Source organism: Schaalia turicensis ACS-279-V-Col4 (genome assembly GCF_000296505.1).
GTDB classification, from domain to species: domain Bacteria; phylum Actinomycetota; class Actinomycetes; order Actinomycetales; family Actinomycetaceae; genus Pauljensenia; species Pauljensenia turicensis_A.
Genome location: NZ_JH815208.1, coordinates 443198 through 454972, shown reverse-complemented (window position 1 = coordinate 454972; position 11775 = coordinate 443198). Strand labels below are relative to the sequence as shown.

The 11775-nt window shown below is 57.0% G+C and carries 9 protein-coding genes; 8 read left to right on the top strand and 1 reads right to left on the bottom strand.

The features are described 5' to 3' along the window. Window positions 1-220: 220 nt before the first annotated feature. Window positions 221-1777, bottom strand: a complete 1557-nt coding sequence (locus HMPREF9241_RS01995; protein ID WP_050998782.1) for a CCA tRNA nucleotidyltransferase — start codon at window positions 1775-1777, stop codon at window positions 221-223. 223 nt (window positions 1778-2000) lie between these two features. On the opposite strand from HMPREF9241_RS01995, the gene HMPREF9241_RS01990 reads away from it, so the two are divergent. From HMPREF9241_RS01990 to HMPREF9241_RS01955, 8 genes are all read left to right on the top strand, one after another. Next, complete coding sequence (locus tag HMPREF9241_RS01990) at window positions 2001-2525, top strand: NUDIX hydrolase (protein WP_006680610.1); 525 nt, start codon at window positions 2001-2003, stop codon at window positions 2523-2525. Further along, complete coding sequence (locus HMPREF9241_RS01985; protein WP_006680609.1) at window positions 2526-4796, top strand: DUF6049 family protein; 2271 nt, start codon at window positions 2526-2528, stop codon at window positions 4794-4796. Further along, window positions 4793-6547, top strand: a complete 1755-nt coding sequence (murJ, locus tag HMPREF9241_RS01980; RefSeq protein WP_006680608.1) for a murein biosynthesis integral membrane protein MurJ — start codon at window positions 4793-4795, stop codon at window positions 6545-6547. Before HMPREF9241_RS01985 ends, murJ begins: the two co-directional genes overlap by 4 nt. Window positions 6548-6576: 29 nt before the next feature. Then, window positions 6577-8124 carry a midas domain-containing protein gene (locus HMPREF9241_RS01975; protein ID WP_006680607.1) on the top strand — a complete coding sequence of 516 codons (1548 nt, stop codon included), beginning with the start codon at window positions 6577-6579 and terminating at the stop codon, window positions 8122-8124. A gap of 87 nt (window positions 8125-8211) precedes the next feature. Continuing rightward, a complete protein-coding gene (trxB, locus tag HMPREF9241_RS01970) occupies window positions 8212-9252 on the top strand; it encodes a thioredoxin-disulfide reductase (RefSeq protein ID WP_006680606.1) in 1041 nt (346 codons plus the stop codon). A 101-nt stretch (window positions 9253-9353) separates the two neighbouring features. Further along, on the top strand, window positions 9354-10439 hold the full coding sequence (locus HMPREF9241_RS01965; protein WP_040318349.1) for a YeiH family protein: 1086 nt from the start codon (window positions 9354-9356) through the stop codon (window positions 10437-10439). Window positions 10440-10596: 157 nt separating this feature from the next. Beyond that, window positions 10597-11028: a YchJ family protein gene (locus HMPREF9241_RS01960; protein ID WP_006680604.1), complete on the top strand. Its 432-nt coding sequence runs from the start codon at window positions 10597-10599 to the stop codon at window positions 11026-11028. Beyond that, window positions 11025-11774 (top strand): phosphatase PAP2 family protein, encoded by a 750-nt coding sequence (locus HMPREF9241_RS01955; RefSeq protein ID WP_006680603.1) that lies wholly within the window; start codon window positions 11025-11027, stop codon window positions 11772-11774. The genes HMPREF9241_RS01960 and HMPREF9241_RS01955 overlap by 4 nt, the downstream gene beginning before the upstream one ends. Window position 11775 lies beyond the last annotated feature (1 nt).

Here is an 11775-nt window from a genome sequence, read left to right as displayed (position 1 = left end):
CACCAGCCTAGGCAGAAAACCTGAGAATCTGCGTGAAGAGTGACGGGGACAACCGAATCATCTTGAGTCTCACGCGAGATAATTCGCGCCCAACAAGAAAGGTGATTGCCCCCGTCACATGGAAGATGGAATCCCTGAGCTTTTGGGCCGAGGTTGCACAGTGAAGAGATGCAGTTAAGACCTCGTAGTTCGCACACTCAAACAGCAACTAGGGCGAAACTTAATCCGCTGATGTTGGCACTGTCTCATCTGCCAACTCAGATTGTCGCTTCGCTTTCGCAGCAGCTTTCTTTGCTCGCTTTTGCGCAACAAGCGACTCCCAGTGCGCCTGCTGAGCCTGATATTCCGCTGCAATCTCGCGGATTTCTTCCGAAGACCACCAGTCGAGCAAAGCTGCCTTTGCCGCCTCTTCACCCATCGGGCCGTTCTCCAGACGCAACTCCATCAGATAGTCGCGCGCGAGCTTGACCGCACGTGACGGACGCAATCCCAGGATTTCCATAATCTGGTCACCATCCAAGTCCGGGCGGATCGCGTCCAACTCTTCCTGCTCGCGCAGAGCAACGATACGGTTTTCCAGATCGTCGTAGGCGCTTGACAGCATCATTGCCTTACGACGATTACGCGTTGTGCAGTCAGCGCGAGTCAGACGATGAAGACGTTCAAGCTGGTCACCCGCGTCAGTAACATAGCGACGAACTGCCGAATCGCTCCAGGCTACTTCCCCGTACCCGTGGAAACGCAGGTGAAGAGACACGAGCTTTTCAACCGCCTGGGTTGTCGCCTTGTCGAACTTCAGAGCGCGCATACGCTTACGCGTCATCTTCGCACCCACGATTTCGTGATGGTGGAACGAGACGGTCCCGTTCTTCTCGAAAACGCGCGTATCGGGCTTGCCCACATCGTGCATCAACGCCGCGAATCGGAGGATGAAGTCGGGGCCGGGCACTGGACCATCCGGGCCGGTCTCCAACGCGATCGCCTGGTCGAGGACGGTCAGAGTGTGCTCGTAGACGTCCTTGTGGCGGTTGTGCTCATCCACAGTTTCCACCAGCGCGGCGAGTTCCGGCAGGACAATCTTGGCAACTCCCGTGTGAACCATCAATTCGAGGCCACGCCTAGGCCAGTGAGAAATGATCAGACGTTGCAGTTCGGCGCAAATTCGTTCTGCTGACACGATTTCAAGACGGGACGCCATTATTTCCATCGCATCCATGACATCCATGTCAACGTCGATACCTAGTTGAGCGCTGAAACGCGCAGCGCGCATGATGCGGAGCGGGTCATCATCAAAGGACTGCTCAGCTGTCACCGGCGTACGCAGGCGCGAGGCCGCGAGGTCTTCCAAACCGTTGTGCGGGTCAACAAGCGTCATGGACGGCAGACGCATCGCCATCGCATTCACGGTGAAGTCACGACGGGTCAGGTCGCCTTCCAGAGTGTCCCCAAAGGCAACTTCTGGTTTGCGTGAACCGACCTCGTACGAATCCGTACGATACGTGGTGACCTCGACGACCACATTCTTACGGCGTCCACCGATCGTTCCGAATTCCTTGCCGATATCCCATACGCCGTCGCCCCACATGGCCAGAAGTTCTTCGGTCTTATCTGGGCGCGCAGACGTTGTCAGGTCAAAATCATGCGGGTCCACACCCAGAAAGGCATCGCGAACCGGACCGCCGACTAGGGCGATCTCTTCTCCTGCATCTTCAAAAACGCGTCCAAGCTCAAGAATCTCCGATGGCAAATTGGCGAAGGCATTTCGAGCATTCACCATCAGCGATGGAATATCGCGAGCAGAGATATCCGCATATACACGTGCGTGAGGGCGCGAGTTAGGCTGATTCGAAAGTGTCGTCTTTTCACTCATCACCCCTAAGCGTGCCACGTTTTGGCGGGAAACTGCCATTAAGAAGCGCGTGAATCTGGTGACGAGTCTGCACACAAGGGCGGTCTGTCACAAAACGTTGCCATCGGACAACTAAAGTGGACGTATGCCTATGCGTCCGACGAATCACAGACAGGGGGTCCCACGACCCCCGATTCGTCATACGCGCCAGCTTCATTCGTCAACATCGCATCTTCCCGTTTCATCCGAAACGTCGGCCGGTGGCATCGTCATTGACGTTGTGGATGGAATTCCCTACGCCGCGTTGATTGCCAGAAGGAATCGTTCGGGTCGCATCGAATGGTGTCTTCCGAAGGGGCACATTGAACCCGGGGAAACGGCCGAGCAGGCAGCTCTTCGTGAAGTAGCGGAAGAGACCGGTATCCACGGCCAGATTCTGACTCACCTGACCAGCATCGACTACTGGTTCTCAGGCAATGAACGCCGGGTTCATAAGGTCGTTCACCACTACCTGATGCAGTACGTTTCGGGCGAAATCACGGTTGAAAATGACCCTGATCATGAAGCGGAAGCTGCCGCATGGGTTCGTTTGAAAGATCTTCCTCACCAGCTCGCTTACCCGAATGAGCGTCGCATCGTTTCTCTGGCCCTTGATCTTCTCTATCAGGGGCAATAGATGAGGCACGGACTTTTCGCCCGTCGGCTCTTCGCCACGAGTATCCGAAGCGTCGCCCTAGCAACCGCCACCCTTGCCGGCCTTGCCATGGTTGAAAGCAGTGTGGTCGCACCGGCCTCGTTCGGCGATGAAACGGCAGGTGGAACGCAGGCAACTGTCCCGGACCTGTTTGCCAAATCGCAATCATCGAACGGCTTGACCGTGTCGATCGACCAGCTCAGCCCGAAGATTCTGACGAACGAAAGCGAGCTGGTTGTTTCGGGCACAATCACGAACACCGGTGATGAAGCGCTTTCCGCCCCTTTGCTGATGGTCTCGATGGCCTTTGATCCGGCCGATAGTATTCGTGAACTCGCTGATTCTTTGGATGCGTCGACGCGTCCTGGGCGTCTGATCAGCTACGAAGAAACCAGCACGGACATTCCCGGCGGGCAGACCATCCCCTTCGAGGTTCATATTCCAGTTGATCGCCTCGACCTGTATTCGTCCTATGAGTGGGGTCCGCGAGCCCTCGGCGTCGACGTGCTGTCGGGGGATCGCAGTGGCGCGGATCGTACGATTTTTATTTGGGATTCCGGCCAGGAAGTCCAGCCCACACGGGTGAACGCTGTTGTTCCGTGGACCGCGTCGAATTCAAGCAATACCGTGAAAGAGCGTTCGGCGATAACTGAGATTGCTCAGATCCCGGGTACGACGCTGGCTCTTGATTCGACGGTGATTCCTCGTCCAACTCGTGACACGTCGACTTCGAAGGCGGATGCTGACGGATTGTTCGCATCGAAGCTATTGGTGGCTGAACGTGAAATCATCGCGCTTCCCACGGGGGATGCCGATCCCGGCGTGGTTGCGTTGGCGGCAAACGATCAGCTGTCTGCGCTGATGTCCGCGTCGATCAAATCCTTCCCGACGTCGGTGGAAGCAGCTGGGTGGAGCGCAACCGGCGTCGCGATTAAGGGGTACGAGGCCGCGTCTACCGACTTAGCCGAATCCAACCCGCAGAGCGCGACATCGCAGAGCTCTGACCAGTCGGGGGCTACCCAAACCCGGGATGATTTGGCGTCGCACAGTAAGCCAAACGGTTCACATTCTCAGTCCTCGAACGAAAGTGCTGCGCAGAAGGCGTCAAAAACCCACGCGAATGCAACGATTGTGAAGAATGTGGAGTGGCCGAAAGCTGAAACGTTCAGTACGACCGGGCTGGCCTTGGCTTCCGATAAGGTGACGATCGCTCCGGGCGGTGCGTTGGATCCGGACCCCGAGGTGTCGTTTACGTCCCTTGCTCCCGTTGAAGTGAATTATTCGACGGGTGAAACGTCCACGCAGGGGGCGACGGATTCGACGGCGACTGTTCTTTCAACGAATAAGACGTTGAACGATCTGCTGGGTTGGGAAGTGTCGACCAGCTCGGACGCTCTTGATGTTGACCAGGCACTTGCTGGCGTGTCTGCGATTATTACGCGTGAGCGTCCCAGTGTGTCTCGAACGGTTGAGGTGACGGCGTCGCGCACATTGACCCCGTCTGCTTCGCTTGTTCAGCGTCTGAATTCTTTGCTCCAACAGCGGTGGGTTGAGCCCACGTCGTTTAGCCAGATCGCGTCGTCGCAGGTGACTGACGTTGAGCGTTTCGTTGTTGGACCCGGTCAGCTGTCGGCTGAAACAAGCGCAGCGTTAACAACGCTTGGCGATGCACTGGCACAACTGAAGTCTTTTGCGGATTCAACGTCTGACCCGAAGGCGGTCAACGCGACTCTCCACGACGATATTTTGCCGACGGTGAGTGCGTCGATCAGCGCCGATGAGCAGGTGACGCGCGCATCCCAGTTCAGCGCGAAGGTGTCGCACCTCCGCTCTCTGGTGTCACTGGTGCCTTCAGACACGGTGAATCTGATTAACAAGTCCGCGGATTTTCCGATCCGTGTTCGTAATGATTTGGCGTGGGATGTGAATGTGACGGTCACGATCAACCCATCCGATCCCAGGCTGAAGGTTCGCCAGTCCGCGATCACAACCATTCCTGCGCAAACGGTCACCGCGGTCAACGTTCCCGTGAATGCCATCGGTTCGGGCGATATTGAAGTCACCTACCAAATCAATACTGCCGACGGCACGCTTCTTACCATTTCGGATAATGTTCTTGTTCGTATGCGTGCCGGCTGGGAAGATGCTTTTACTATTACGGTTGCGATTGCTTTTGGTCTTCTGTTTGTGATCGGCCTAGTCAGGTCGGTACGCAAGCGCCGTGCTGGGCGCGAAGAAGAGGAGAACAAATGACCGAGTCGAACTCTTCGGTTGAAGCGCCTCAGGAGCCTCGGAGCCGATCCATCCTGAGGGCCAGCGCGATCATGGCGTCGGGCACGATGGTGTCGCGAATCCTTGGGTTTGTTCGTTCGGCAATGCTTCTTGCTGCGATTGGAGCAGCCGGCGGTGGCGTATCTGCAGCCTTCCAAACGGCGAATACTTTGCCGAATACAGTCTTTAATCTTTTGGCGTCCGGCGTTTTTGATGCGGTTCTTGTTCCACAGATCGTTGGAGCACTGAAGCGGAAGCATGATGGTCAAACCTATGTGAATCGTCTGCTCACTCTTGCTGGGACGCTTCTGTTTATCGTGACGATCGTGGCGATGATTGCCGCTCCGCTGTTGGTCGTGATCACGGCGGCCGGCTACGATGCTCAAACTCGCACGTTGGCGATTCTTTTCGCTTTGCTCTGTTTACCGCAGCTGTTCTTCTACGGCCTGTACAACCTGCTGGGTGAGCTACTGAATGCGCGTGGCGTATTCGGCCCCTACATGTGGGCGCCGGTGGTGAATAACGTTGTTGGTATCGCCGGTTTGGGTGCATTCCTCTTTTTGTGGGGTGGCACCGAAGGGCGCATCAATGTCGAGGATCTTTCCGCGACACAATTCTGGCTACTGGGTGGGTCGGCGACGCTGGGCGTGATTGCTCAGGCGCTTGTCTTGTTCATCCCGATGAAACGATCGGGCGTTCATTTCAAGCCTGACTTCCATTTCCGAGGCACGTCATTTGGCTCCACGTCGAAGGTGGCCGGATGGACGTTTGCGACGCTGGGGGTCAGCCAGATTGGTGTCCTGTCGACGAATAACTTGGCCGCTTTGGCCGATGCGTACGCGAAGACGCATGACGGTGTGCTCGTCGGTATTAACGCCTACGCAACCGCTTTCATGATTTTCATGGTTCCGCAGTCGCTGATCACGGTGTCGCTGACAACAGCGATCTTCACTCAAATGGCGCGGGCGGTCGCCGATGATGATGATCGTTCCGTGGCAGCGAGCTACCACCTGGGCGTCCAAACGATTACGTCCCTGACTCTGCTGGCGGCTGCGATCCTGATGGCTGGTTCGGTGCCAATGATGCAGATGGTTCTGTACTCAAAGACGAACCAGGAAGTGATCACCGCGTATGCCTGGGTCCTTGTTGCTTTAATGCCGGGTGTGGCCTCAACGGGCATGGTCTTGATGAGTCAACGTGTTTTCTTCGCTTATGAAGACGTTAAACCAGTGTTCTTGATGGGTATTGGTCCGACCATTCTTCAGGTCATCGTCGGGTGGGGAATGTATGCGATGACGGGTGCCAAGTGGTGGGTTGTTGCCGCTGCTCTTGGTGAAACGTCGTGTCGCATTGTCCAGGGCGTGATTGCGGTGGCGTGGGTGTCGCGTCGTAATTCCTACGTGGATCGTGCCTTGCTTTTGCGTTCCTACAGCGCGTTTGTGGTTTCTGCCGTGCTGGCGGCGCTGTCTTCATTCGGCGCATTAAAGCTGGTGGGAGCGCAGACCCAGACTTCATCGACCCTGCTTCGTTTTGGTGGCGCTTCGTTGAAGCTGATCATGGTTTCACTGGTCGCGTCGATTGTGTACATGGTTGTTCTGAAGCTGATTTCGCCGTCGACAAGCGCGCGCACAATCACTCCGCTACTTCAAAGGTTGCGAGTTCCACTGGTTTTGCGGCGCATCCTTGCCACGCCAATACAGCCGAAATCGACTTCTTCAACGATAATGGATTGAGTTTCGTACTTTTTCAACGGAGGATCCCCATGAGCACGGACGGCAAGCCCGATCACGATGAATTGTCGGACGGTACGTCGTCTGAAAACTCACCCACTCTTGCGTCGCCCAACCCTGAGTTGAGCGAAGCCGAACGTGAGATTGCTATTGCGCTGGCCGCCGCTCTCCCCTCGTTCGACGAGATTCTGGCAGACCCTGAGTCTGATGATTCTGAAGTGGAAGATGGGGACGAGGCCGTGGTCGACTCTTCAGACACCCAGCTTGATGAAAGCCACGATGACGATGCGGATTCACCCGAGTTTGATGATGTGGTCGTTATCGATGAGCCTGAAGAACCTCTCCTAGGCGAGCAACCGGAAAGCATTGATCAGGATGAGGAGCGCGTCGAAGAAATCGATGATGTCTCTGATGGCGCCGACGATGCTGAATCCGAACAGGATAAGGACGCTGAAGACGACACTGACGTAGAAGACCGTGAGTCGAGCGACGATAGTTCTGACGAATCAGAAAATGAAGAATCTGATACTGAAAGCGGCGTGGCGCTCACGGGTTTTGCTGGCCTGATCGCCACGATCAAAGCAAAGTTGTCCGCTTCGAAAACACCTGAAGCGACAGATGACGTTGTTGAGTCTGGCGAAGACGGCGACCTCGACCAAGGCGCTCAGGACGAATCCGATGAAGATAATTCATCCATGCCTTCCGCCCCTGAAGAAGATCGGGGGAACGACGATGAAGGCAGCCTCGTCAATGAGGAAAACAACGAAGCCGAAAAGGCTGACAAGACTGTCACATCGAAGCACTCCACGGGCATTCCCCCGCTGGTGGCACCCGTTGACATGCCACTGGCACCCGAGGCCGATGTGACGACTTCCTTCCCCGGCCCGATTGTTGAGCGTCCCACAGACCATCTGGCTCTTGTGGCCTCCGCGGGTGAAGAGGACCAGCCTCAGCGTGAGCGAGGGCTGATTGATCCGACGAAGCCGACTCTTGTTTTCGCGGCTGTTTTGACTATTCTCGCTGCGATCTTCGGCACGGTGGGTCTGCTGAAACCCGTTGGCTCGCCTGACTTGGCGCAGTCGCTCGCAGACGCACAATCGGCAAACCACATCCAATCCGACGACCAATCGGCAATGCAGGGAACGACTTCTCCGCTTGTTTCTTCCGTATCCGTTCTGTCTTGGTCAAACGATGACGGCGATCACCCGGATACTGCGGTCAACATGATTGACGGCGACCCAGCAACCACGTGGCACTCTCGCTACTACGACACGAATTCTTTCACTGACGACAACACTGTCACCATCATTATCAAGCTCTCTGCAGAAGCAACGGTTTCTCAGATCACGCTGAACATGGATCCGTCCACGTCCGGTGGTGAACTGGTCGTGCGCAACGTCACGGATGCCGATGCTCCTCGGAGAGGAACAGAATTGGCTCGCGGGGCGTTGAGTCCTACAACGGAGATCACCCTTCCTGAACCCGTCACCACGTCGCAGATTGCTCTGTCCTTCGCGACCATGCCGACTTCGGTCGACGGTGACAACTGGGCATGGGTGAGCGAACTCAGCGTTCAGTAGCGATTTCCGCAAAGCACACTATTGGCTGATGAGGGTCAATAGGTGCCTGAAGCCTGACACTTTTGGCGATCTTTTCGAAAGGTAATGATGGAATTTACAGTGACGTCTGACCTGCTGGCCGTGAACACGGTTGATGCCGAGGTCGAGACCGTTTCGACCACACCGTCAACCCGCCCGTCTGGTGAGGTTCCCGCAGATGCGACCATTCACGATGTCATCGTCGTTGGTTCTGGTCCTGCCGGTTACACGGCTGCGATTTACACGGCTCGCGCCGGCCTGAAGCCAATCGTGATCGCTGGAGCTCTCGCTGCCGGTGGCGCTCTGATGACGACGACTGAGGTTGAGAACTTCCCCGGTTTCCCCGAAGGTATTCAGGGGCCCGAGCTCATGGATAACATGCGTGAGCAAGCAGAAAAGTTCGGCGCGGACGTTCGCTACGAGGATGTCACCGCGGTGAACCTGTCGGGTGATGTGAAGGTTGTGGCCGTCGACGACGAACTGTTGTACGCGAAGGCTGTTATTCTGGCGACCGGGTCTGAGTACCGTCACATGAATGTTCCGGGCGAGGATTCGCTGTCGGGTCGCGGTGTTTCCTACTGCGCGACCTGCGACGGCTTCTTCTTCAAGGATCGTGTGCTGGCCGTTATCGGTGGTGGCGACTCGGCAATGGAAGAAGCAACCTTCCTGACGAACTTCGCCTCCAAGGTGTACGTCGTGCACCGTCGCGATGAGCTTCGCGCTTCGAAGGCGATGGCTGACCGTGCGAAGTCAAACCCGAAGATTGAGTTCGTGTGGAATTCGACCGTCGACGAGGTCCTGGGTACCGACGAGGTCACGGGCCTGCGTTTGAAGAGCACCGTTGATGGCACGCTGTCCGACCTTGATGTCAATGGTGTGTTCGTGGCGATTGGTCACCTGCCACGCACGTCGTTCCTCGCTACGGACGTCGCACTGGACGACGCCGGCTACATCGTGGTCGACGAACCATCAACGCGCACCTCTGCAACAGGTGTCTTCGCCTGTGGCGACGCCGTCGATCACACCTACCGTCAGGCGATTACGGCTGCCGGTTCCGGTTGCCGCGCGGCCCTTGATGCCGAGCGTTGGTTGGCATCGAAGAGCGACTGATCATCTATCCGTGATGTGTGAGCGCGTGCAACAGCGCACATCAAGGTAAAAACGGGCATTCATCTCCTAATCTGCTCGGCTGGGCTCATACAGTTATCTGTATGAGCCCAGCTTCAGTTTCATCATCATCTGCTCCGACCCCTGCGCCAGCCACGGCGACTCAGTCTGGCCGGTCCGCCTCGTTGATGCGTATGTTGCCCGGCATCGCACTGTCTTTCGTTGCGGTCGGACTGGCATTGCTCATCAACCATTTTGTGCCGGCGCTGTCGGTAATGCTGGTGGCGATCATTCTGGGTGTTTTTCTGCGGAATATCGCACAGCTACCCGCGGTCCTGGATCCCGGTCTGGTTTTCACTTCCAAGCGTCTGTTGCGTGCTGGCGTTGTGCTATTGGGCCTACAGCTGGTGGTAGCCGATATCGTGGCACTGGGCGCTGGGATGATCGGTGTTGTTGTTGCGGTTATCGTCTTGGGTATTGTGTCGACGCTTCTTGTGGGGCGAGCTCTGCACCTATCGATCACGCAGACACTGCTGATCGCGTGCGGTTTCTCGATCTGCGGTGCGGCCGCTGTTGCCGCGGTTGATGGCGTTATTGAAGCTCAGGATCGCGAAGAGGTTGTCACCGCTATTGCGCAGGTCGTCATTTTTGGCACGCTGCTGATTCCGTTGATCCCGATTCTCGGCACGCTGTTCGGTTTGGATCCGCTAACCACTGGCTTGTGGGGTGGCGCAGCCACACACGAGGTTGCCCAGGTTGTCGCGATTGGCGGTGCGTTGGGAGGTGGCGAGGCACTGTCTGGTGCGGTTGTTGTGAAGCTTGCTCGCGTGCTGATGCTCGCTCCCGTTATGGCGACGATCAGCATCTGGAGGCGTCAGAAGATGGCGTCGGGAGCTCAGATCCCCGGTATGGGTTCCGAGGGTGGCAAACTTCCGCCTCTGATGCCACTGTTTGTCTTCGGATTCATCGTCATGGTCTTCGTGCGGTGGACCGGGATTGTGCCCGCGTCGTGGCTTGCGGTTCTGAAGATTATTCAGACGGCGCTACTCGCCTCGGCGATGTTCGCACTGGGCACGTCCGTGAAGCTGCGTGATTTTGCGTCCGTTGGCCCGAAGCCGTTCATTCTTGCTACCTCGACGACTGTCATTGTTGCTCTGACTGGCTTCATCGGCGTGATGCTGGCGCACTGATTCTTCGCTTACCGTCAACAGAGGGCCTCCGCTACCGCCCTCTTGCTGGCGTGGGGTGAGACCAGTGTGGTCGCCCTCGTATAGTGGTGAAAACAGCGACGGGCACACCCCTGTCCTGTTCGCTCCTCGTAAAATCTGCCCGGGTAGGCTGATTCGTATGACGTTTTCTGACGTGCCACGTAAAGGCGTAGCATCCGCGCAGGGCCTCGCACCCACTGACCCGTGCACCTGCGGTTCTTCCATCGCATTTCGCGCGTGTTGCTCCCCGATCCTTGACGGCGAGCCGGCACCCACCGCCGAAGCGCTCATGCGTTCGCGCTACTCCGCCTTCGTGCTGGGCAACGAAAACCATCTTTTCCGCTCGTGGCATCCGCGCACACGCCCCACTCCCCCATACATTGACCCGCAAATAACATGGAACGGGCTCACCATCGTCGACACCGTCACGGGAACCGAAAATGACCAGGACGGCATCGTCGAGTTCATCGCCGACTTCACCCACGCACGAGGCCACAACCGCCTGCACGAACGCTCCACCTTCACCAAGCGCGGTGGCCGGTGGGTCTATGTCGACGGGACGATAATGTGAACTTTCACCACACCCACACCGACCACATCCACCCCGAGCTCCGCGACCTTGTCCACTCAGTTGGCTTGATCGGCTGGACGCGGATTATTGTCGGCAACTGGGCGATTCTCGGCGCAATCATCCTGGGCCTGTTCATTCACCTGAAATCTGTTGCGAACTTTGATCAGGCGGTTCTGAACTGGGTGCTCACGATCCGCATCGATGCGTTGACCGCGTTCATGAAAGCGGTGACCCACCTTTTCTCCCCGACCGTTTCCGTGATCGAAGCGGTCGTCATCGGACTATTGATCTGGGCAGTCTCAAAGTCGTGGCGCTTCGGGCTGTTTATTCCTCTAGTGATGGCGGTGTCAGCGGTTGCAACGTCGCTGGTCAAGCTTGGTATCGAACGAGTCCGCCCACCGATCCCAGAGCGCCTCGTCGTCGAACTCTCCCATTCTTTCCCATCCGGTCACACCACCGCCGCCTCCGCCCTCGCTATCAGTGCTGCTCTGCTTGCGTTACATGCATGGGGACTATCCCTGATCAATGTCGGTATCGCAGACTCCCGCCTTTCATGGAATCGACGAGGCTACGCCTGCCTGATCTGGGCGCTCGCGATCTCATTAGTGGCGCTTGTGGCCACAACACGCATTTACCTGGCCGCGCACTGGACAACAGACATCATTGGTGGAGCGCTGATGGGATCAGGTACCGCGCTGATCTTGGGAGGTCTTTTATTGAGCCGCCACAGCGTCCACACACGCTAGA

Coding starts and splice junctions, on each gene's coding strand:
- HMPREF9241_RS01995 (WP_050998782.1), bottom strand. CDS start 1,777: ATGGTGAATGCTCGAAATGCCTTCGCCAATTTGCCATCGGAGATTCTT.
- HMPREF9241_RS01990 (WP_006680610.1), top strand. CDS start 2,001: ATGCGTCCGACGAATCACAGACAGGGGGTCCCACGACCCCCGATTCGT.
- HMPREF9241_RS01985 (WP_006680609.1), top strand. CDS start 2,526: ATGAGGCACGGACTTTTCGCCCGTCGGCTCTTCGCCACGAGTATCCGA.
- murJ (WP_006680608.1), top strand. CDS start 4,793: ATGACCGAGTCGAACTCTTCGGTTGAAGCGCCTCAGGAGCCTCGGAGC.
- HMPREF9241_RS01975 (WP_006680607.1), top strand. CDS start 6,577: ATGAGCACGGACGGCAAGCCCGATCACGATGAATTGTCGGACGGTACG.
- trxB (WP_006680606.1), top strand. CDS start 8,212: ATGGAATTTACAGTGACGTCTGACCTGCTGGCCGTGAACACGGTTGAT.
- HMPREF9241_RS01965 (WP_040318349.1), top strand. CDS start 9,354: ATGAGCCCAGCTTCAGTTTCATCATCATCTGCTCCGACCCCTGCGCCA.
- HMPREF9241_RS01960 (WP_006680604.1), top strand. CDS start 10,597: ATGACGTTTTCTGACGTGCCACGTAAAGGCGTAGCATCCGCGCAGGGC.